This window comes from Lactiplantibacillus paraplantarum, assembly GCF_003641145.1.
In the GTDB taxonomy this organism is placed as follows: Bacteria; Bacillota; Bacilli; order Lactobacillales; family Lactobacillaceae; genus Lactiplantibacillus; species Lactiplantibacillus paraplantarum.
The window spans coordinates 216,764-239,311 of the sequence record NZ_CP032744.1 but is presented as its reverse complement, the minus strand read 5'-3'; the positions used below and the strand labels follow the sequence as shown (position 1 = coordinate 239,311).

Here is a 22,548-nt window from a genome sequence, read left to right as displayed (position 1 = left end):
TAAAATTAAATTCACTGTCTAATCATGATTCACCAAAATTCTATCATTACAATTAGACTAATCACCATGACTTGCCATCACAATTCCTGATTTGTTAGGGCGACTAAATATCAAAAGCAAGCATTCTTCCGAATCGGAAAAATCCTTGCTTGTCCTAACGTTAATCAATTATTTTAGACTTGATGTTTACTACGCCGCTTCGCCCAAGTGCCGCTTTTTAGGTGCAACTTTAACCGCATTGACATCTTCATCCTTAAACCCAAACATCCAGGTTAAGGCGAATGACACGACAATCGTTGCCGCGGATGCAATCAAGAAACCATAAAAGCTAAAGTCCAAGCCCTTCGGATTAACGAAAGACGTGAAACCGATTAGTGCACCGGTAAAGCCCCACATATTGACCCGTAGTAAACCGGTCAAGAAGCCCCCAACTGCCGCCCCAATACTAGCAGTCACAAAGGCCCGGCCGTACTTCAAGTTGATCCCGTACATGGCTGGTTCGGTAACACCACAGAAGGCTGAGATCGTTGCTGGCCAAGCCAGTTCTTGAATATTAGCCAGTTTTGACTTCAAGGCAATCGCGAGTACCGCCCCACCTTGAGCGACCATTGTTGCTGAAACAATTGCATTCAAGTAACTATGACCCGTCGTTGCAATATCGTTGGCCACAATTGGAATAACCGCCCAGTGCAACCCAAAGATTACCAACACTTGATAGAAACCACCAATAATTAAGCCAGAAATCGCGGGACTTAAATTGTAGACCCACACAATAATATTCGCCAATCCCGTTGAAAGTACGGTGATAATTGGGCCAAGGAATAACAGAATCGCACCGGAAACAATCACAACTTCAAATAATGGCACAAAAATCATTCGTAATACCGTTGGAATCACCCGTTTTAACCATGGTTCCAACTTACTTGCTAACCATGCCCCCGCAATCATCGGGAAAATTGAATACGTATACGAGGCAACGTGTACCGGTAGACCAAAGAAATCCGCATTGATTCCCATTCCTAAGAGCGTGCTCGTCGCTTTACCACTCGCCATCGTCACAATAGCTGGATAAGTCAACACCCCACCAATGATTCCCATAATCACCGGATCTGCCCCTAACTTTTTACCAGCCGTAAAGCCGACAAAGATTGGTAAGAAGTAAAAGACCGAATCACCCATGGCATTAATAATCACGTACGTTGGTGCGGTCGGGCTGACTACCTTGAACGTGGTCAGTAGCGCGAGAATCCCCTTTAAAATACCAGAGGCGGCTAATAATCCGATGACGGGAATCATCGAACCTGTGATGACACCAATTAAACTGCTAATGCCCCACTTAACTCTGCCCCACGTTGTTGTTGGTCGTTGAGCTGCCGCGGCAGTCTCAGCAACGGCTTTGGCCGTCTCTGAATCATTTGAAAATTCCGGGCCAATTTGTTTAATGACTGCATCATAGACGTCCGTGACGGCAGGTCCAATGACTACTTGATATTGACCGCCCGCTTTGGCTACATCAATAACGCCTTTTAAATCCCGGACGACATCATCGTTAGCCTGGCTTTCATCCTTCAAGTAAAAACGTAACCGAGTAATGCAGTGAATCAGACTACTGATATTCTCAACACCACCAACATTAGCCACAATGTCCGCTGCCAACTGGTCATATTTGCCTGCTTTCGGTAGCCGATTCTGGCGTTTAGCATTGAACGTATTGGCGTTTAGTCGGCCCGTGGCTGTCACGGCCCCGGCGACTTTTTTTCCGGTAGCCACATCTAGGGATTCTAATTTATCACTAGCGTTTGTCACCGCTAAAATCACCGTTGTCTGACGATTAGCAGCTTGAATAGCCGCTAAATCCATGGTGGCGATCACATCGCCCGCCTGAACATCATCGCCCGCGGCAACTTGAACCGTGAACGGACTACCCTTTAAATCGACCGTATCGATTCCGAGATGTACTAGTACTTCCAAATTATTATCGGGCGTTGTGAATCCAATCGCATGCTTCGTTTCAGCCACCATCGTGACTTTCCCACTGACCGGCGCAACGACTTCCCCACTTGACGGTTGAATCCCAAATCCGAGTCCCATCATACCAGCTGAAAAAACCGGATCCTTAACCGCACTTAATGCAATAACGTCCCCATTGACTGGTGACAAAATTGTCACTGTTTGTGCCTTTGCCATACCCATTCCTCCATTCTTAACCTAACAACAACGCAACTGCTTGATAAGGTTGTAACGTCAATTGTGCTGTGACATTAACATCTTGATAATTGGAAAGTAACACCTGTGCACCGACCATTTCTTCCGGAAGTGTCACCGTTGTCGACTTGCCATAGAAATTATTAAGCACTAATAGCTTTTGCTGATGGTACGTCCGCCAATAGCCGAAGACTTGCGGGTCATCTAAGCGCCAAGATTGGTACCCGCCATCTGCGACGATCGGCATCGTTTTTCTTAATTTGATTAATCGCTGATAATAGTCAAATATTTCACCACTAGCTAATTCATGGGCAACGTTAATTGTGTCCTGATTAGTCGGTATCAACCACGGTTTACCAGTTGTAAAACCGGCCGTAGCACTATCATCCCATTGCATCGGTGTCCGCGAATTATCGCGGGCTTTAGTCTTAACGATTGTAAACGCATCGTGATGACTGTACCCGCTACGAATCAAGGCTCTATAGGCATTTAATGCTTCAACATCCACATAATCAGCCATGTTGTCATAGTCCGGATCAGTCATGCCGAGTTCCTCACCCATATAGATGAACGGTGTGCCGCGTAAGAGATGAATAACTGTCGCTAACATTTCGGCGGACTTGACTCGGTACTGACCAGCATCACCAAAGCGATTCAGTGCTCGTGGCTGATCATGATTATTCCAAAATAAAGCCTGCCAGCCACCACCAGCAGCCATCCCACTGGCCCAACTATCTAATAGTTGCTTCAACCGAGGAAAGTCAAAAGCCATTCGGGACCACTTACGACCATCGACATAATCCGTCTTTAAGTGATGGAAATTAAAGACCATCGAGAGTTCATGATTAACCGGATTAGTATAACCAACACTGTTCGCAACGGTCGTCGAGGACATCTCACCCACCGTTACACTATCAGCATCCTGGCCGAAACTAGTCGCGTTCAATTCCTTTAGGTAATCATGAACGATGGGAGTGTCGGTATATAACGTTTTACTAGGAACCCCCTTAGGTGCATCCACCAACTGCTCAGCCTTACCGGTAACGTTGATAACATCAAAGCGAAAGCCCTGCACCCCCTTTTGCCGCCAAAAATTAACAACGGCGGCGCATGCCTGACGTACGGCCGGATTATGCCAATCTAAATCAGCTTGAGTCGGGTCATATAAATGTAAATAATACAAACCAGTCTCACCAAATGGCGACCAGGCTGGACCACCAAACTTAGACTCCCAGTTGGTCGGTAAACTGCCATCAGCTTTAGGACGGCGAAGATAATAAAATTGTTGATACTTTTCATCACCGGCCAATGCCTTTTGAAACCATTCATGTTCGGTGGAAGTGTGATTCAGGACCATGTCGAGCATGACACCAATGCCATTTTTCTTGAGTATCGCCACGAGTTCTTCGAAATCGGCCATCGTGCCAAACATGGGATCAATATGATAATAATCCGCAATGTCGTAACCGTTATCATTTTGTGGTGAGACAAAAAACGGATTAAACCAAATCATGTCGACATTCAGTTTTTTTAGATAGTCGATTTTTTCAATAACACCCCGTAAATCACCGATACCATCGCCATTGCTATCATAAAATGACTTCGGATAAATCTGATAAATCACTTGTTCTGATAATTTCATGTCCTATTCCTCTCATACCACAACTTATTTTTTAGTTCGCCGAGCAAAATCACGGAAGCTAAAGCGGTCGGCCCGATGTCGAGATTCCGTATATTGAAAGGCGCGCGCATCCGTGAGACTGGTCACACTCCGGACAACTGCCACATAGGCCCCCTTGTTCAATTCTAAATGCTCGCGGTCTTCGGTCGTCGCTGGGGCCATTGTAATTTCTTTCGTCGCGTAACCAATCGTCAGGCCAAGTTGATTTTCAAAATACGCATACAATGAATCTTCAGCCGCTTGCTTCGGAACTTCCGGGACAACTGACTTCAAAATATAATCCTTATCAATAATTGCTGGTTCGCCATCAATCACTCGAACCCGTTTAATAGCTGTCACCGGCGCTTCCGTTAATTCCGTACCGAGTGATGTAAAATCAGCAACCGGTAATGTTGCATCAGGTTGATAATCATAAACAATGTTTTGCGTCCTAATGTGTAATTTCTCGGCTAATTCTTTATAACTAACAATGCCAGAGACTGGGAATTCATACTGGCGATGCTCGATCACAATCGAACCCTTACCACGAATTTTCTGAATATAACCATCCTCCGCTAGCGTTGCTAACGCCTTGCGCCCGGTCTCGCGTGAAATGCCATATAGCTCACAAAGCTGATGTTCACTCGGCAAGTAACTGCCAAGCGGATAAACTTCCGCATCAATTTTTTGGAGCAAATCTTGATAAACTAAGGCCGCTTTATTCACGGCAACCACCTCTTTGTTATCGTTTTCATTTACGAATATAGACTTGTTTAGACAAGTTGTCAATGTTTAAGTAATAATCCAATGACGTTTGTATATCACACCCGGCAGATCAAGTCTAGACATGTGTCGAAATCATTTATTACCTTTTTTTATTAGCGTCTCATTTTATAGCTGGTTATTATTCCAACTACCATTAATTACATGAGGTATCATTTAACCTAACATCCAGTGGTTTCGGATATACAAAACTGATATAGTTAAACATGTCAGTCATCTTAAGCAGTGCAACGGCTTATCCAACTGTGTCATTCAATCAGGTGCAATTTCCAATTGATTACATCAATAAACACGACTTAAACGAAAGGATGTTATTATCACTCATGCACAAAAATAGAACCGCCATTATCATCATCGGATTAGCCACATTATTTATAATTAGTCCACTTTTACTCAATCATCAGGCGTTATACGGCGTTGATGGTCCTTTTCAATATAGTCGAATTTATGAAGCTGCCATGCAGCTCAAAAACCATAACTTTAGCTTTATTAACCTCTATTCTTTCCAACAAGCCGGGCGCATTGTCAACAGTCTCTATAGTCCATTAGTTGCGGTCCTCTGTGGTGCACTATTATTACTAGTTGGCAATTGGTTTCGTTTTCAAATCATTACGTTATTCATTGTTTACTTTCTAGGCGGCTATCTCATGTACAACGCTGCTCAAAAACTACGACTTCCACCCAAGTTAGCCATTGCCTTAAGCGTCATTTTTCTGAGTTCTAGTGCTGTTTACGGTTTCTTATTTGGAATCATGTGGCGTTCAATTGCCGTATCATTATTGCCAATCTTTATTGGGCCAATCTTAGATCTATATCATGGAGATTGGTCATTACCATCCATGCTAAAATTAGGGATTTTTGTTGGTCTCCTTGCACAGTTCCAAGTCCTCACAATTGGTATGTTTTTACCTTTTTTAATTCCTTTCTTTATTCATGGAATCTGGCAGTCCAGGAAAAAGTTATACACTAGTCTAAACTTCTTGGCTGGTGTTCTATTAGCCCTTATCCTAAGTTTGAACGCCTTAATACCGATGTTTGAAGTCTATCATGGCAATACTTTAATCGCACCTGTCGGCATGGACTTGATGGACCACGCTAGTCGAGTCTTACAACCCATTTATACTAGCGTTTACTCTAATAGCGATATTGTTTTAACAATCATTGCCTATGCGATGTTAACCGGACTGATCCTCTTCTGGTCACGACTCTTACCATTTACTAAACTATTTGTCAGTGTATCTTTGTTTTACCTTCTTCTCAGTACTAATTTTTTCCCTTGGGATATCGTGCAGAACTCAATGCCATTCCTGCAGTCCTTCCTCCAGATGCCGAGCCGCATAACCTTAATAGCCGATCCTTTCATAATGCTCTCGGCAGCTCTAATCTACTATGACACAGCTCGGAACACGAAGTCTGTCTCACTGCATCAAGGATTATTGGCAATCAGTGTTTTTCTGGGGATTCTATCACTTAGCCTCTGTACACAAAGAGTTGCCCAGAATATCCATTCGATAATGGATCCAAATACAACTCTAGCTCAAGGGATTGGAACTAGTCCTCAAAATGTTCATACAGAATTGACCACCATAACACAATTACAGCCTAAATTTCATACGCGTCACATTGGAAACTTAATCAAAGCTATAGATCGAACGGTTCCAGATTATATGCCAGTTTCCAAAAGAATCAAAAATGATCCTGATGCTTACAAAGCAGTTTACCGGAAGTATCGACAAAGCTTCTCTGAACAACAGCATCTATTTAAGTATCATGTTATTCACAGTGGAATACGATTGACCTGGAAATCTACGGTTGCCAAGTCACGAGTTATCCCCGTGGTCGCTTACCAACGATCCATACTAACGCTCAACGGTACCCGCCTATCTCAAAAACAGATTACTCGCAATTGGATAGGTAATATAACTGTTCATCAACAACGTGGACGTAATATTTTAACTATTCGTTATGTGCCAAGTCATCTGACGGTCCTTAGTAAAACAATCAGCTACATCGCTTGGGTAATCGTCCTAATATTAGTTTCCTTGATCAAAGTTCCTCTAACCAAGTCACTAAAAAACTAATACATGTTAAAAATAAATAACTTTAAACTCATATTATCAGTTACTATATTTTATATAACATGCCATCTAACGCTTACAAGGAGTTGAAAAATAATCACAAGCAAAAAAATATTTTCAAGAAATGACCACTTTACAGATCTGAAAGCCCTCGCACTATTTATCGTTATTGGGCTGATCATTCTATTGCCACAAATTCTAACAAAGAGCATGGTCCTCGGGTCAGACTCAATATTTCACTTTAATCGTTTTTTTGATACAGCTGAGCAAATAGCCAATAAAAACTTTAATTATTTCCAAGCGAACTATGGGTTTCAACAAGCGGGTCGAATTATCACACCACTATATGGTCCTTTCGTTAGCTACTTAATGGGATTACTATTAATGTTATTAGGTAGCTGGCTAAAATTCCAATTAGCTGTTGATCTACTTATCTTGGTGACCGCTGCATATGGCGTCTACTCGCTTTCCAAACGATTACACTCTAATCAAGATTTTGCAATCATCTCCGGGATTCTATTTATGACAAGTATCTCTATTACAGGCTGGGTTCTAAACCAACACTTTACATCATTTGGATTGGTCTTAATTCCGTATATCCTCAAATATGCAGTTGATTTTCTCGATGATACTAATAAAGTAAATATTATTGGTCTTGGCATCTCAATGGCACTATTAATTCAAACACACTTTTTAAGCGTCATTTTTACAACAATTGCGCTACTTTTCTTATTTATTATTGGCTTCATATCTAGCACCAAAAAAATTGCTCTTTTGGTACGTGTTTTTGCTGCAGCCCTTTTAGCTTTTATCCTAACGCTCAATGTTTGGGGCGGTTTATTCGAAGTATATTCTGGAAATCATTTATTATCTACCTGGCCTACCATGAATATTGATGCAGCTGCAATTAAGCTATCATTTCAATCTGAAACTGAAACACAACTAGGGATAGTTTTATCAGTACTTTTTTTGGCCCAAATCATTTACACAATTATTCATTTTAAGCAAACATCGAAAAACAACCAGGTATTTACTTTAATCGGTATATTCTTTTTAGTTTTATCTTCACGGTTAATGTTGTGGAATGCGCTTAGCAAATCCATTCCACAATTAACAACATTATTACAATTTCCTTCTCGTATGAGAGGTGTTGCTGCAATATTCTTATTAGTTGCATTAAGTATCAGTTGCACCGAACTGTTAAATAAGCACAACAGTTTTATTTCTGGCATTCGAGGAAGTCTAATATTGGGGATTTGTTTCACCACTTTCAATGCTTACGTCAACGTATCAGATTTGGCATCTATCTGGCATTCTGACCAGCCAATTAGTGCAACTAACGCAATCACTAATCAAAAAAAAATCAGTGCAGATAAGGTTCGTCGCGCATTTAGGTCTAATAATCTCAGTGATGGAGTAAAAACTGTTGAGAAATCAACCCCAGATTATTTACCAACTTATACAAGGATTGATGCTCAACATTATTTGAAAATGCATCCTTATAGTTTAGTTGAGAAAAATATTATTAACAAAAAGCAATTTAATAAGCAAGTGATCAATAACGGTACTCTTAAATTAACCTGGCATTCACACAATAATAAATCTGTTTATTTACCCATAGTGACCTATCAACATAGCCAAGTAAAACTGAACGGTATAACAACGACACATCTAAAAACAAATGCTATTGGCAACCCATTAGTGTTCGCTAAACGAGGCACTAATACAGTATTGCTAAATTATCAAATGTCTGCACTTACACATGATTCTATTATCTTATCCATCTGTGCATGGATCTTAACGCTGATTTCGACAGTCATTTTTAAGATTCGATTCCACAAGCATTCTAGCTAACTTTGGAGCAATAGATTTGCCCTGTAGACCCGTAAAATTAAAATAGTTAGTACGCACTCAAATGATTATTTCTTCTAATACAAAAGATAGGCCCGTCAACAAACTTTGATTTGAATTTGCTGACAGGTCTTTTTTTCACAATTTTAAAATTATTGGTTCTATACATATTAATTTTATCAATATCCCTATTTTCGCAATAAATCTTTTGCTTTCATTGTTGCTACTTCTTTTTTTATTTTTTTCTTTCGGTTCGCAAGTGCATCTATCCAGATACCATTCAGAATTGCTTCACCAACTAACAAAACGGTTACTATTGATAATAAAGAAACCTCTTTTGCAAAAACAATGTAAATAATAAAGCCTAAAAAGCCTACTCCCGGAATAGCGCCAAACCACCTTGGTAAGTAGCGATCTAACACATAGAGTACTGCAACGACCAACATACCAAGTAAAATTCCTTTAAAATCACTCATGTTGTTCCTCCCTAAAGTCAGTAATAATCTGCTTTGCTACCTCTAACGATAGTTTTTCATCGATTACTAATTTCATAACCTTCATTTCAAAAGTATTGGCACCATTATCCTCAATAAAATTAATTTTTTGAATAATCGTGTTTAGCCTCATGCGCACAGTTGGATAACTTACTTGATAAATCTTAGCGAGTTGTTTCAGAGAGCCTGAGGCAATTACCAGTTGTTTAACAAATTCCTGATCTTCTTGTTCTAAATTCATAAACCAGTCCATAACGTCCCTCTTTCATTGAATATTATTTATTAAATTTTAACATTGTTAAAAATAATGTCAACACAAAAGCATATTTTGATAATTTCTGTAAATTCGATTATTCAAATAAAGACGAGTACCCTAATTCAAAAGAATTATAGTACTCGTCTTATTAGAATATTAACGCTATTAACATCAGTAGATTTATCAGTTGACCCTTAATGATTTAACCCAAATGCCTGATTATCACTAGCATCCGCACTGGCAGCATCACTTGCCGCTTGTTCTTCAGCCATCAACCGAGCACGTTCATGCTTGTTATACCAAGGTGAGACGGTAAAGGCCAGAACATCATTCATCAAATAAACGGAACTGTTAATGAACATCGCCAATGTCGCGGAACCTTGACGGAACGAGATGAACCAGAGCACCATCTGTGCCAAACCAGAGGCAATCCACCAGAAATATTGGTTGTTATACCGAAGGAAGCAAATCACCCCGGCCGTTAAGCAAATCGCAAAACTAATCGCATCAATCCATGGCCGCGGATCATCGGTCAAGGCACCAATGAGATAGCCCGAAATCGCATAGACAACTAGGGTTGCAACAATTGCAATCACCCATGTCTTACCCGTAAATTTCCGAATTTTCGAAACCATGTTGACGTTCCAATTAGCACTTAGTAGCACCGGAATATCTAGCGTCACAACGTAAGCCAATTGTTCTCCGATACTTAAATAGTTCTTAGCTGAAAAACCAACTACAATGAAACAAGCCGCGGAGATGACCCCTAATAACCCATTAACTGACTTAGCTGCATTAATGGCTAACACACAAAGAACACCCAATGTCGTTCCAATAAATGTTAAAATAGACAATGCTGTGATTGGGGCGCTCACTAACGTCATTACTTGACATCCTAAGCTAAAATAGAATAAATAGTAGTTTTGTTGTGGCCAACCCTTCAGTTGGTGTGATAAGAATTTAAAATAATTACTCAAAATCATGCTCCTCTTTCCGTTTTCAAATGCGGTTGTAGGTGTCTAGTTGGCCAACCAGTCACGTCGCACTACTACATGTAGTGTTTCCGTTCGAAACAACACAATATATTGTATCATTATCTTGGCCGATGAAAAGGGTAAAATTCCAATTTTATATTAAGTTGTCCGCAACCAATCCAACTATGCCCCGCCAATTTGGCATTTTTGACGTACCAATTTTTTTATATTTTTTTGATCTCGGTTGGCTGACAGCGCTGCCAATATCAAATGCAAACAATGCGTTTTGTCGCAGCACAATGCTTGCAGTATACTGGAGAAGAACAATCCTTTAGCTTCACAATATAATTAATTTTTTGGAGGAACCTCATGATTACGCTTAAATCAGATCGCGAAATCAAGGGGATGCAAGCTGCCGGTGATATTATGGTTGGCTTGTTCCATGCCCTTGAAGATTACATCAAGCCGGGAATTACGACTTGGGATGTTGATCACTTCGCTTACGAATACATCATCGCGCACGATGCCACCCCTGGCGAACTTAACTTTGAAGGTTACAAGTACTCAACTTGTGTCAGTGTCAATGATATGATTTGCCACGGTTGTCCTAGTAAGGATATCTTGGTTAAAGACGGTGACTTATTAAAAGTCGACACAGTCATTAATTACCACGGCTACCTCAGTGATTCTTGCCACGCTTTTGTCGCTGGTACACTAGCGCCAGAAGTTAAGAAGCTCATGGAAGTGACCCATAAAGCCCTATACCTCGGTATCGACCAGGCTGTAGTTGGCAACCGTATTGGTGACATTGGTTGGGCCATTCAGAATTATGCTGAAAACGAAATGGGTTACGGCGTCGTTCGCGAATACATCGGTCATGGTATTGGACCAACGATGCACGAAAAGCCCGACGTTCCACATTATGGTGAAGCCGGACACGGCACCCGTTTGAAGGCTGGTATGACCATTACTATTGAACCAATGGTCAACATTGGCGACTGGCGTTCTGGCGAAACTGCCGATGACGGTTGGACAGTTCGCACTTTAGACGGCAGCCTCAGCTGTCAGTACGAACACACCCTTGTCGTTACCGATGACGGTCCTAAGATCTTATCATCATTCGATAATGATTTTGATGCTAAATACTTATGGAATAAGTAATATCATTTTAATTATAATGTTAAACAGCACCACCCTAATTTAGTTAACTAGGGTGGTGCTGTTTTAAATTTTTAGCAGACATTAATTCGCCGATGCTAGTCCACTATGTTAATCGGCCTCAACTCTCGAAACAGGCTTAATTCTGACTGGTTCAAAAACCAACCGCAGCGAATTTTGATCGGCTGATTCGCCACCACCGCTAAAATAATTATTTTGATAACACTCAAAAATCAATGCTAATGCTCGTCTCATAATAGTCTTAGTAAATTCCAAGTAACACGTCACGCCAAAATTAGTTACTCACTGCTTGACGACCGCAAAGATATCTTGTATAGTTAGTGCCAATTAATCAGAGGAGGATCAGACATGACTCAATTAACAAGTAATGCTTTGAATAACTGTTGTTGTCGAACCGCGCGCTTATTGCGATGTTCGGCCTGTTAAGCATTGACTTTTTGAGGAGTGTCATCCTAAAATCAATGTCCAGCATGGCTGGATATTGTACTGGGCGCGAGGAATTCATTCGAATTCTCGCGCCCTTTTTGTCGTTTTTGGCACCCCACCACATCTATTTGGAGGAATTTATATGCTCATTCAGCACGTACAAGAGCTTATCGGTCACACACCTTTGATGGCATTACCCATCGACGTTCCAAATCACAGTCATATTTATGCCAAACTCGAAATGTTCAATCCCGGTGGCAGTATCAAAGACCGACTCGGGGCCTATCTGATTGAAGACGGCCTGCAACGAGGCCAAATCAATTCAACAACAACGATTATCGAACCAACTGCTGGTAACACCGGAATTGGTTTAGCCTTAGCAACCCAAACGCATCACTTGCGGACCATCTTGGTAGTCCCAGAAAAGTTCAGTATGGAAAAACAAGTTTTAATGCAAGCATTGGGTGCTGAAATCGTTCATACACCTAGCGAGGAAGGAATCAAAGGTGCCATTCGCAAAGCTGAGGCACTAGCCGCAACGATCTCAAACAGTTACGTCCCCATGCAATTCAAGAATCCTGCGAATCCGGCCGCTTATTACCACACACTGGCACCAGAAATTCTGGCGGACATGCCTGCACCTATAACCGCCTTCGTCGCCGGAGCCGGTAGCGGCGGGACTTTTGCCGGCGTTGCGGCTTATCTTCAAGCTCAAGATTCAGCAACCAAAGCCGTAGTCGTTGAGCCAGAAGGTTCCATTTTAAATGGTGGACCGGCTCACGCACATCGTACTGAGGGGATCGGTGTCGAATTTATCCCACCATTTTTCGATCAAGTTCGCATCGATCAGACACTGACCATCACTGACGCCGACGCCTTCTCACAAGTGCGACAGTTAGCCCGTCAACACGGCTTGTTAGTCGGTAGTTCTAGCGGCGCTGCCCTTGCCGCCAGCTTACAACTAGCAGCGACCTTGCCCGTCAATAGTCATATCGTGACCATCTTTCCAGACAGTAGCGAACGGTATCTAAGTCAAAAAATTTATACGAAATGAGGACTTTAACAATGAAATTCGAAACTCAATTAATTCACGGTGGCATTAGCGAAGACGCAACTACTGGTGCGACTTCGGTACCCATCTACATGGCCTCGACCTTCCGCCAAACCAAAATCGGTCAAAACCAATACGAGTATTCACGGACAGGCAATCCAACCCGGGCCGCCGTCGAAGCATTAATTGCCACTCTCGAACATGGCAGCGCTGGCTTCGCATTTGCTTCTGGCTCCGCTGCCATTAATACCGTCTTCTCACTATTCTCGGCTGGTGACCACATTATTGTGGGAAATGACGTCTACGGTGGCACCTTCCGCTTGATTGACGCCGTTTTGAAGCACTTCGGTATGACTTTTACATCCGTTGACACACGTGATTTGGCCGCCGTTGAAGCCGCAATTACCCCCACAACTAAGGCGATTTATTTGGAGACACCGACGAACCCGTTATTACACATTACGGATATTGCTGCCATTGCGAAGCTCGCGCAAGCACACGATTTACTGAGTATCATCGACAACACCTTCGCCTCCCCATACGTCCAAAAACCACTGGATTTAGGCGTTGACATTGTTTTACACAGTGCTTCCAAGTATCTCGGTGGTCACAGTGATGTTATCGGTGGCTTGGTTGTCACCAAGACGCCAGCACTTGGCGAAAAAATCGGCTACTTGCAAAATGCCATCGGTAGTATTTTGGCCCCGCAAGAAAGCTGGCTATTACAACGTGGTATGAAGACTCTGGCATTGCGCATGCAAGCCCACCTGAACAATGCCGCTAAAATCTTTACTTACTTAAAGTCGCACCCAGCAGTTGCTAAGATTTACTATCCAGGCGATCCTGATAATCCCGATTTTTCGATTGCCAAGCAACAGATGAATGGCTTCGGCGCAATGATCTCGTTTGAATTACAACCAGGAATGAACCCCCAGACCTTCGTTGAACATTTACAAGTTATTACGCTCGCCGAAAGTCTCGGAGCATTAGAAAGTTTAATTGAAATTCCAGCCTTAATGACTCACGGTGCCATCCCACGCGCGATTCGTTTACAGAATGGCATCAAAGACGAGTTGATTCGCTTATCAGTCGGCGTTGAGGCCAGTGATGACTTGTTAGCAGACCTTGAGCGCGGGTTTGCTAGCGTCCAGACAAATTAGATGTGGCAGACGGCTCGTGCTATCCTAAATCGTGACCCCGCCGCTACCAATTTGGGGACGATTATCCTAACCTATCCCGGTATTCACGCGCTCGCCTGGTACCGGGTTGCCCATTATTTTGAAACACACCGTTTACCATTAATAGCTGCCTTGCTGAGTCAACATGCTGCGCGGTGCACCGGTATTCTGATTCATCCGGCCGCACAAATCGGCCACCGCGTTTTTTTAGATCATGGTATCGGTACTGTCATTGGTGCAACGGCGGTCATTGAAGACGACGTCACAATTTTACACGGCGTCACTTTAGGCGCACGTAAAACTGAACAAGCCGGGCGCCGGCATCCCTATGTTGGGCGCGGCGCTTTCATTGGGGCCCACGCCCAAATCTTGGGACCCGTTACGATTGGCGCCCACAGCAAAATTGGCGCCGGGGCGATTGTTTTAGATAGCGTTCCAGCCCACGTTACTGCGGTCGGTAACCCAGCTCATCTGGTAACAGCGCGGTTACACGCTTATCATGAAGCGACTAGCAATCATGCTTGATTCCTGGCTGGGGCTCAAAACAACTGGCTAATTGTATCGATAATAAAACGTGCTTATAAAATCAAAATTGATTTTATAAGCACGTTTTTACGTTAACTTAAAGTATATTAATGACTCAAGGTTATTTGACAAACTTCGCAGCAAATTCACTAAATTGCTTACCAGCACCTGCTAAGAATGTTTGCGTTCCTTCATTTGTGATATGACCGTTTTCATCAGCCAACTTATCAGTATTACCGATGTACAATTCTGGTTGTTGCATCGTTGGCATGTCTAAGAAGACCAAGGATTGACGTAAAACATGGTGTGCTAAGACGCCAGCGATACCAGAGATCGATTGGGAAGCAACCAAAGCCGGCTTGCCGCCCCAAACACTTTGACCCCATGGACGTGAAGCAACGTCCAAAGCATTCTTCAAGGCTGCTGGGATGCTACGGTTATGTTCAGGTGTGACAAAGATGAACGCATCTTGAGCCGCAACAGCCTGACGAAATTCTGTATATTCTACGGGTGAATCCGCATCGTAGTCTTGGTTATATAGTGGCAACTTAGCGATATTTAAGTACGTTACTTCAGCGTCGTCTGGTAACCCAGCAACGATGGCTTCAGCGACCCCTTTAGAATAAGAATTTTTACGAATAGAACCTACAATTACACCATATTTTGTCATATCAAACAATCCTTTCAAAACTAATTTCTTCGTTTCACTTACTAATAGTAAGTATATCAAGTTATTGAAAAAGTGCAACCATTTTAGCCTATCAATTTTCAAAATCACTTATCTGATCAACGAAAAGTGCCGGCAAACCAGCGTTTACATTCTTCGAAAATATTTTAGTATATGGCTAGGTAACGACAAAAAAGCCACCGGAATATCATTAATTCCAATGGCCTCATATTATGCTAACGACTATTTCTAATACCAGTGTGACCGTAACTCGTTGCAACGTCACGTTTGCTCAAAGTATCGTTCAAAAAACACTATTCATCTAAGAAATCTTGATAATCATTATCAACTTGTTCAACATACGCCGTGGCCCACTTAGCCATGGCTTCATCAAACTTCGCCGAATTACCAACGTAGCCTCGAATCATGGCCGCCGTTGGACTTTGCGCGTGAGCCTTTGCCAAAATCATTGCGCACGTATTGGCATAAGCTTGGAACTGACCCCAACCCAGTGTTGGAATATCGATAGATTCCTTCATATCCCGAAATTGACGAACATAAAAACTCTTATTCTTCATCTGGAAGTAACCTAGAAACACGTCCGAAGTCGCTTGCAAAATCCGTTGTGAACTTACGATCCGTTGCCCTTCCGTCAATTCCATAGCGGCAGTTAAGGCTGGTCGCGACTGGCTCCCCACTTTCCGAGTTGGTAAAGCTTCCTTAATTTGTAACACCATGTGACTGCCATCCGTACTCGTCAGAAGAACCAAGTAGCACAACGACCCAAAACTACCGACACCCACACTGTGACGAATAATATCGGTGACTTCATATTGTGACAACAACAAAGCGACATCCGTCCGGACATTCAATAAATACTCGTGAATCCCAGCCTTTAGCCCCTGATAAGTCTGTCGGTCAATATGAACCGAGCGGGGCGCATTATCTTTAAATTGCCGTTCGCCCTGACTATTAGTGACCGTAAACTTACGTACCACTTGCTCTGAATTACGTTTTTGTGCCTTTTTTACCAAAGATGCAATCAAGTCGGCCGTATCTTCCGGTGCGCCACCGAAATTTAAAACAGCTTGAACTTCATTATCGCGATAAAAACGATCCAGCGTGGTCTGATCAAACATTCCCTTAAGGGCTTCACGATAGCTCGCACTCGCGGCTTGCACTAATTTTTCAACCTTTTTAGGCTTAAAATTAGAATCGCGCGCGGCTAGTAGTACACTGACTAGTAATCGTCGTAGGTCCCATTCCCACGGATGAACTCCGGCTTCGTCAAAATCATTTAGATCAAACACTAGTCGCCGTTCTGGTGATGCATAGAACCCAAAGTTACCAATATGGGCGTCACCACAAACAACGGCCGGAATTTTAGTTGATGACTGGTAGTCCAAGTCATAATCCATCAATTCAACTGATCCTCGGAAGAATGCAAAAGCCGAGGCAGACATTCGTTCACGACGTAATGGCAACAATTCTGGAACCAGCATCTCCCGAACGTGTTTCAAATAATCACTGGCGTTTCGCTTCACCGGTGTAAATGTCCCTAATTTTTCAAATGAGGTGACTTGGCGTCGCGCCTTTCCTAGCGCGATCAGTTCAGCAACTGTGTGGCGTTGTCGAATATGGGTTAAATCAAGTGGTGGCATGCGTATCAAATCCTTTTATGATTTACTAATTTTATTATAGCGATTCATTCCCATGATATAAAATAATCAAGCAAGTTAAATCTGCGTATCGCGTCCCAATTATTAACCAGCTGGCCTTAATTTACAAGTGATTTTCATGATAAAATGGTGATTCTAGTTGACGTGCTCCCAAAAGTCACCTACAATTTAAGTTATAAATGATACCGCTTTCAAAAAGCGAGGAGGTCACGTATTATGGCAAATTCTGAAAAAACATTGGTCCTAGTTAAACCCGATGGTGTCAGTGAAGGACACATTGGTGAGGTTATCACCCGGTTAGAACGCAAAGGTTATCAAATTGCCGCCTTAAAGGTTATTAAAGCAACCGCGGAACAACTTCAACAACATTACAGTGAGAAGGTTGGCAAGCCTTACTTTAAGGAAATCGAGACCTACATGATGGAAGGTCCACTCGTTGCCATTATCGTGAGTGGTACCGGCGTCGTCAAAGCGGTGCATCGTTTAGCTGGTAGCACCCGGCCTGCCGAAGCACAACCTGGCACTATTCGGGGTGACTTCTCCCACGAATATCCAGACGGCATTTTACGAAATATTATCCATACCTCAGACAGTCGTGAAAATGCACATCATGAAATTGCCATTTGGTTCCCCGAATTGGCAGTCAAAGCACGTAAAGAAGCGGGCAAAGTTAAAGCCTGATTTAATTACTATCAACAATATTACTCAATTCGCAATTACTGACGATAATTGGTTTAATCATCAGTAATTGCGAATTTTTCTTGACTAAGTATACGACCTTACTCACTACGACAATGTTAGTAAAACTTCCAAAGCTAACTCGTAAACTGGACCAACTAACTTCCACCACGTGCCGAAATCTTCGCACTAATCGTTCGCACTGGTTATGATTAAGCTAATCAACTAAATGGTTTGGGGGAATCATTATGAACTTAGTCGTTGGACCATATGTACGGCGGCCACGAGCTGTCAAAACAGATACAATTAATACGAGCAAATTTTCAATGTTTAATTCACTACGGCGTATTGATGAGTGCATAGTCCTGATCAAGCGTACTGGCACACCAGGATTAACAGATTCAACCGCCACCCTAGGTCTGAACCTAACGCATTTAATGGGGTTAAACGTTATCGTAACCAGTCGCGGGCGAACCTTCACCATTATTGTTCAAGGCCGCCAACGTACGTTTACTTTGACAGGTTGCATCATCGAAGATACTTTCTATAATATCGTTCATCCATCACAACCAGATTATCTAATATCGTTGAATCGACAGCTCATTACAAATAGTGACGACCTAATCGAACAACTCTATGAGAACTACTAATTGACCAGGATCACATCAAAAAGGCTAACCCGACAATGCAGCTGTCGTGGTTAGCCTTTGATTAGTTCTCAACTAAATAATGAGCTGGACTACTTTGAGCAACGTTGCGGACGGCTTAGCTGAAATGGTCATTGTCTGCACTGGTCGTAACGAGTGTGTATCACGGGTTGCCATCGCTCCTGGTAATCGTTGGACTGAACGACCATGTGTGACCGAGATAGTATTGTCAGCATTACGCGTATAAATCACACTATTATTGGCATCTCGCCAATCATCACTATAGACTTGAGTCATCTGACGAGAATAGACGGCACTATGTGGATCATCCGGCTGAATCCGCTGACCAGCAGAAATCTTACGAATATGTAACGGGGTTGCTTCATTGATGACCCGCGTACCTTTCATCTGTAGCCAAACTTGGGCAGCTTCCACCTTAGTAGCCGAGAAATCACTAAGGCGTGTCTGACGCACTGCTCTGAAAGTCGTTGTGGTACCAGAACGTAACTGCCGTTGGTGATTAGTCCGCTGGTGACTAGCTTCCTGGCGATTAACTTGAACTTGTTCCCAGACTAAACAGGCACCAAAGAGTACAATTCCAATCCGCAACGCCCAGATCAACTTTTTCATCATTAGTCCCCCATTTTACTATCATTACGCTACCTAAATTTAACATGATATTATCCAATTATATTGACCGCACGAGCAACCAGTTAATTATTAATAATGTCAGTTGCACCAACTAGCCATTATTAGGCTCCCTTCCTCTTAAACTATTAATGATTTCTAACTTGACAGCCAAACTGATTTATCACAAAAATTACAATATCAATATTATTATTTTCGGTCGAATCACAAAGTTTTTAAACAGTATGCTACACTAAAATTAATATTAAGTTTTATACAAGGAGGACCCGATGACTGTATTGAAGAACCCACTTATCACAACGCCCTACTTAATTGCTACCATAGCTACACTGACAATGTTGGTTAGCCCGTTGGTAACGCTGATTCTCTCGGTACTGATATGGCTGTCAGGCAGTACAATTATTTTGCTGCACCGCCAACAACGGTCATTTAACTTTCTATTTGCACCTGTATTCTTATATGCTTTTTTATTAGAACAATGGTACAGCTCTTCGACATCCCAACCATTGATACAGACCATACTCGTTAATCTCGCAATTCTTGGTATTGCCATGTTCAGTGCTTGGGTTGCCTATCAATTGTCGCATGACGCTTAACCATTGCCCTTGTTCTTAAAAGCCAAAAAAGCCTCCTGAGAATCCCATAACAGATTCTCAAGAGGCCCTATTGTTCGCTTTAACACACATCAAAAGTTAACGGTTAGGCAGTCGTTACTTCCGCTAACTTCTGATCCAGATACTTCTTCAACGCCGCTTGCGGATGAAAGCCAACTACCTTTTCGGCCGGTTGACCGTTCTTAAAAATGACCAACGCCGGGATACTCATAATTTCAAACTGTTGCGCAATTTCCTGATGTTGATCAACATCAAGTGACACAAATTTAACTCGTCCATCATACAGCTCATCTAGCGCTTCAAGCACTGGCTCCTGCATCTTACAAGGGCCACACCAATCGGCCCAAAAATCAACCACCGTTAGTGCGGTATCGTCCGCAACCGTCGCAAAAGTCGTCTTATCGACTGGTTCGATCATGTCTAATCCTCATTTCCAATTGATTTCCGTTCTATCATAGCATGTTTCCCCTTGAAATTACGATTTATGGGTCTGAATCACGTACATAGGTCACAAAATCTTAGTATATCGGTGTCCCATCAACTAAAAATTCGATATAATAGCGTTATAGAAACGATACAACTTAAAGGAGGAATTCTTGTGCCTACACAAACGATCAGTCCTGAACAGGACTCCGAATTAGTCGCTTCCGTTGCCGCTGAACAACTTGGTATTAAAGCCGTGACATTGCGCAAATACAGCACCATGGTCGAAAAACAACTTAATGATGAAAATCGCTTCCGACCTGCCGATAACAGTCATCGCCTATACACTGCCGCCGATCTAAAGACTTTTCAGGCAGCCATCGAACTCGCAGAACAGGGAACAACATTAGCAACCGCGTTGGGACGAGCTTTTGGTGCAAAAATAGCTACGACAACTAAGCAACCAATGGCGAAACCGACAACCATGACTCAGTCTAATAAGACAGAAAAAGTCCCTGAAGCTACACCAACATCCAAATCAATTGACCCTAATAAAATGGCACCAGCAGCTAAGCCAGATGGTCCTAGTAACGCTGAGCTATACAGGCAACAAGAAATGATTATCCGTCGCTTGGACTCACTCAGTGAACGGTTGAATCAAGTACTCGTTCGGCTTGATCAACAAGCAAGTCAAGCCGCTAAACCATGGTGGCATTTCTGGGAAAAATAGCGTGAGGTCTATTAAGCTCATTTATTTGTCAATCGTTTAGGTCCATCCATAATCATGTTCAAACTAGTAAAGTTATCATTCGTTTTATTTACTTAATACGCAAAAAATCGCCCAGAAATTAACTCTGAGCGATTTTTTGTCTAATTACCATGGCGGTTAGTAACTAGTTTTTTGAGCAATCTACTTAGTCGCAGCTAAATGCTTTTCGTAAGCAGCTTTAATTTCATTAACTAAATCTTCATCTTTTAAGTCAGTTGTTTCGCGAATGACTTGTTCGATTGGTTCGTCCTTCAATAATTGTTGTAACTTAACACTTTCACTATCATTAGGATAGTTGAAGAAGAACATTTCACCAACTGTATCAACTAAGGCGCTGTAATCGCGACCACGTTCCTTCAATTCCCGAATTGGGCGAATGAAACGTTCGTTGAAACCTAATTTCCGAATTGGTGTCCGGCCGACCCGTTCAATATCATCAGAGATATATGGGTTTTCAAACCGACTCAAAATCTTCTTTTGATAAGCATGGTGCACTTCAGGATCAAAGCCCCACTTTTGAATCAACAAATCACCGGTTTCACCTAAGACGTGCTTAGCTTGGTCAACAACACTGTCATCCTTGACCGCTTCGCCGATCGTCTTGTAGCCCTTCATGTTACCAGTATAGGCAACAGTGGCATGACCCGTGTTAACGGAGAAGAGTTTCCGTTCAATGTATGGTTCCAAGTCGTCAGCATAATCAACACCCTTTAATTGAATCTTAGGGTTCTTCATCTGGGACTTGTCGATAACCCATTCCTTGAATGGTTCAACTGAAACGAACAATGGATCATCATGCTTTTGAAGCGGCACGATCCGGTCAACAGCGGCATTGGGGAAGCCTGCATTTTGGTCAGCCCAAGCTTGTTCGTCTTCATTTAATGATTCATAAACGGATTGCTTTAATGACTGACTCCCGCCAATCATGTTTTCACAAGCAATGATATCAATTGGTGTCGTATTGTTGTTAGCTTGCCGTAACTTTAACCCGTCAGCAATTAATGGCGCGATGAACTTCAAGATCTTAGGTCCAATCGCAGTCGTAACCATATCGGCTTGGGCAATTTCTTCAGCAACCGCCTTAGGATCCTTACCGTTATTAATCCCTTTAACATCGTGAACTTCAATATGTTCTTGGCCTTCAGCAGCCAATTCAATGGTATAACCATTCCGTTTGTTTAATTCGTCAATCAAAGTATCGTTAACATCAACGAAAGTAATCTTAAACCCGTTGTCAGCCAAGGTTTCGCCAATGAAGCCCCGACCAATATTCCCTGCGCCAAAATGTACGTCTAACATACTAATCAACTTCCTTTAATAGATTTATGATTTCATCTTCAGATTGAGCGTCCGCTAACTTGGCAACGTTAGCCACGTCGCTGCAGTATATGGCAATCTGAGACAAGAGGTTCAAGTGTTCACCGTTCAACCCAGCGATTCCGAAGATAACCGTTACAGTCTTATCATCGTCGTTATCATCTGGATTACCCCAGCTCACACCCATTGGTACTTGGACCACGGAAATCCCGGTCTTTTTAATATACTTCATGCCATCTTCAGTACCATGGGGGATGGCAATGAAATTACCCATATATACGGAGACATCCTGATTACGAGCCTGCATTGCATCAATGTATTCTGGTTCGACACAACCGCCATCAACCAATAATTGACCGGCTAAGCGGATGCCTTCTTCTTGCGTTGCCACTTGTTGGTTCAACGCAATCATTTTCTTATCTAAAGCTTCCATTGTTTTCACCTAC

General features: G+C 42.4%; 22 protein-coding genes. 10 read left to right on the top strand and 12 right to left on the bottom strand.

Features of this window, described 5'->3' with window-relative positions:
• Nucleotides 1-189 precede the first annotated feature (189 nt).
• The 3 genes from LP667_RS01080 to treR are packed head-to-tail and all read right to left on the bottom strand — an operon-like array spanning nucleotide 190 to nucleotide 4,591.
• Nucleotides 190-2,187 carry a PTS sugar transporter subunit IIABC gene (locus LP667_RS01080; RefSeq protein WP_021730539.1) on the bottom strand — a complete coding sequence of 666 codons (1,998 nt, stop codon included), beginning with the start codon at nucleotides 2,185-2,187 and terminating at the stop codon, nucleotides 190-192.
• A gap of 16 nt (nucleotides 2,188-2,203) precedes the next feature.
• On the bottom strand, nucleotides 2,204-3,847 hold the full coding sequence (gene treC, locus LP667_RS01075) for an alpha,alpha-phosphotrehalase (protein ID WP_021730538.1): 1,644 nt from the start codon (nucleotides 3,845-3,847) through the stop codon (nucleotides 2,204-2,206).
• 24 nt (nucleotides 3,848-3,871) lie between these two features.
• Nucleotides 3,872-4,591 carry a trehalose operon repressor gene (gene treR, locus LP667_RS01070; RefSeq protein WP_021730537.1) on the bottom strand — a complete coding sequence of 240 codons (720 nt, stop codon included), beginning with the start codon at nucleotides 4,589-4,591 and terminating at the stop codon, nucleotides 3,872-3,874.
• Nucleotides 4,592-4,854: 263 nt separating this feature from the next.
• Between treR and LP667_RS01065 the strand changes: the two genes are divergently transcribed.
• Together LP667_RS01065 and LP667_RS01060 are read left to right on the top strand one after the other, a co-directional pair.
• The gene (locus LP667_RS01065; RefSeq protein ID WP_021730536.1) at nucleotides 4,855-6,729 is read left to right on the top strand and encodes a glycosyltransferase family protein; all 1,875 of its coding nucleotides are present in this window, start codon (nucleotides 4,855-4,857) and stop codon (nucleotides 6,727-6,729) included.
• Between the two features lie 183 nt (nucleotides 6,730-6,912).
• Entirely contained in the window at nucleotides 6,913-8,580 is a 1,668-nt protein-coding gene (locus LP667_RS01060) for a hypothetical protein (protein WP_131505614.1), read from the top strand.
• 185 nt (nucleotides 8,581-8,765) lie between these two features.
• Here the strand turns inward: LP667_RS01060 and LP667_RS01055 are convergent, their stop codons facing one another.
• The 3 genes from LP667_RS01055 to pnuC all read right to left on the bottom strand — a co-directional run bounded on the left by LP667_RS01055 (nucleotide 8,766) and on the right by pnuC (nucleotide 10,310).
• Entirely contained in the window at nucleotides 8,766-9,053 is a 288-nt protein-coding gene (locus LP667_RS01055) for a hypothetical protein (protein ID WP_021730534.1), read from the bottom strand.
• Nucleotides 9,046-9,324 carry a DUF2089 family protein gene (locus tag LP667_RS01050; RefSeq protein ID WP_021730533.1) on the bottom strand — a complete coding sequence of 93 codons (279 nt, stop codon included), beginning with the start codon at nucleotides 9,322-9,324 and terminating at the stop codon, nucleotides 9,046-9,048. The genes LP667_RS01055 and LP667_RS01050 overlap by 8 nt, the downstream gene beginning before the upstream one ends.
• A gap of 197 nt (nucleotides 9,325-9,521) precedes the next feature.
• A complete protein-coding gene (gene pnuC, locus LP667_RS01045; protein WP_033609262.1) occupies nucleotides 9,522-10,310 on the bottom strand; it encodes a nicotinamide riboside transporter PnuC in 789 nt (262 codons plus the stop codon).
• A 360-nt stretch (nucleotides 10,311-10,670) separates the two neighbouring features.
• On the opposite strand from pnuC, the gene map reads away from it, so the two are divergent.
• From map to epsC, 4 genes are all read left to right on the top strand, one after another.
• Nucleotides 10,671-11,462: a type I methionyl aminopeptidase gene (map, locus tag LP667_RS01035; RefSeq protein WP_021730531.1), complete on the top strand. Its 792-nt coding sequence runs from the start codon at nucleotides 10,671-10,673 to the stop codon at nucleotides 11,460-11,462.
• Between the two features lie 586 nt (nucleotides 11,463-12,048).
• The gene (locus LP667_RS01030) at nucleotides 12,049-12,960 is read left to right on the top strand and encodes a PLP-dependent cysteine synthase family protein (RefSeq protein ID WP_021730529.1); all 912 of its coding nucleotides are present in this window, start codon (nucleotides 12,049-12,051) and stop codon (nucleotides 12,958-12,960) included.
• A gap of 11 nt (nucleotides 12,961-12,971) precedes the next feature.
• Nucleotides 12,972-14,117: a trans-sulfuration enzyme family protein gene (locus LP667_RS01025; RefSeq protein ID WP_021730528.1), complete on the top strand. Its 1,146-nt coding sequence runs from the start codon at nucleotides 12,972-12,974 to the stop codon at nucleotides 14,115-14,117.
• Nucleotides 14,118-14,660: a serine O-acetyltransferase EpsC gene (epsC, locus tag LP667_RS01020; RefSeq protein ID WP_021730527.1), complete on the top strand. Its 543-nt coding sequence runs from the start codon at nucleotides 14,118-14,120 to the stop codon at nucleotides 14,658-14,660.
• Nucleotides 14,661-14,781: 121 nt separating this feature from the next.
• Here the strand turns inward: epsC and LP667_RS01015 are convergent, their stop codons facing one another.
• Nucleotides 14,782-15,330: an NADPH-dependent FMN reductase gene (locus LP667_RS01015; RefSeq protein WP_021730526.1), complete on the bottom strand. Its 549-nt coding sequence runs from the start codon at nucleotides 15,328-15,330 to the stop codon at nucleotides 14,782-14,784.
• 311 nt (nucleotides 15,331-15,641) lie between these two features.
• On the bottom strand, nucleotides 15,642-16,988 hold the full coding sequence (locus LP667_RS01010; RefSeq protein WP_021730525.1) for a DUF2252 domain-containing protein: 1,347 nt from the start codon (nucleotides 16,986-16,988) through the stop codon (nucleotides 15,642-15,644).
• Between the two features lie 234 nt (nucleotides 16,989-17,222).
• On the opposite strand from LP667_RS01010, the gene ndk reads away from it, so the two are divergent.
• Together ndk and LP667_RS01000 are read left to right on the top strand one after the other, a co-directional pair.
• Entirely contained in the window at nucleotides 17,223-17,687 is a 465-nt protein-coding gene (gene ndk, locus LP667_RS01005) for a nucleoside-diphosphate kinase (protein ID WP_021730524.1), read from the top strand.
• 245 nt (nucleotides 17,688-17,932) lie between these two features.
• Nucleotides 17,933-18,334: a hypothetical protein gene (locus tag LP667_RS01000; RefSeq protein ID WP_021730523.1), complete on the top strand. Its 402-nt coding sequence runs from the start codon at nucleotides 17,933-17,935 to the stop codon at nucleotides 18,332-18,334.
• A 72-nt stretch (nucleotides 18,335-18,406) separates the two neighbouring features.
• Here the strand turns inward: LP667_RS01000 and LP667_RS00995 are convergent, their stop codons facing one another.
• Nucleotides 18,407-18,964 (bottom strand): hypothetical protein, encoded by a 558-nt coding sequence (locus LP667_RS00995; RefSeq protein ID WP_021730522.1) that lies wholly within the window; start codon nucleotides 18,962-18,964, stop codon nucleotides 18,407-18,409.
• A 284-nt stretch (nucleotides 18,965-19,248) separates the two neighbouring features.
• On the opposite strand from LP667_RS00995, the gene LP667_RS00990 reads away from it, so the two are divergent.
• Nucleotides 19,249-19,575 carry a hypothetical protein gene (locus LP667_RS00990; RefSeq protein ID WP_033609260.1) on the top strand — a complete coding sequence of 109 codons (327 nt, stop codon included), beginning with the start codon at nucleotides 19,249-19,251 and terminating at the stop codon, nucleotides 19,573-19,575.
• Nucleotides 19,576-19,678: 103 nt separating this feature from the next.
• Here LP667_RS00990 and trxA read toward each other — a convergent pair whose 3' ends face one another.
• Entirely contained in the window at nucleotides 19,679-20,011 is a 333-nt protein-coding gene (gene trxA, locus LP667_RS00985) for a thioredoxin (RefSeq protein WP_021730521.1), read from the bottom strand.
• Nucleotides 20,012-20,191: 180 nt separating this feature from the next.
• Here trxA and LP667_RS00980 point away from each other — a divergent pair, with 180 nt between their 5' ends.
• Entirely contained in the window at nucleotides 20,192-20,746 is a 555-nt protein-coding gene (locus tag LP667_RS00980) for a MerR family transcriptional regulator (RefSeq protein WP_021730520.1), read from the top strand.
• 180 nt (nucleotides 20,747-20,926) lie between these two features.
• On the opposite strand, the gene LP667_RS00975 is transcribed toward LP667_RS00980, so the two are convergent.
• Both LP667_RS00975 and LP667_RS00970 read right to left on the bottom strand, forming a co-directional pair.
• Entirely contained in the window at nucleotides 20,927-22,084 is a 1,158-nt protein-coding gene (locus LP667_RS00975; protein WP_021730519.1) for a mannitol-1-phosphate 5-dehydrogenase, read from the bottom strand.
• Between the two features lies 1 nt (nucleotide 22,085).
• Nucleotides 22,086-22,535 carry a PTS mannitol transporter subunit IIA gene (locus LP667_RS00970; protein ID WP_003641824.1) on the bottom strand — a complete coding sequence of 150 codons (450 nt, stop codon included), beginning with the start codon at nucleotides 22,533-22,535 and terminating at the stop codon, nucleotides 22,086-22,088.
• Nucleotides 22,536-22,548 lie beyond the last annotated feature (13 nt).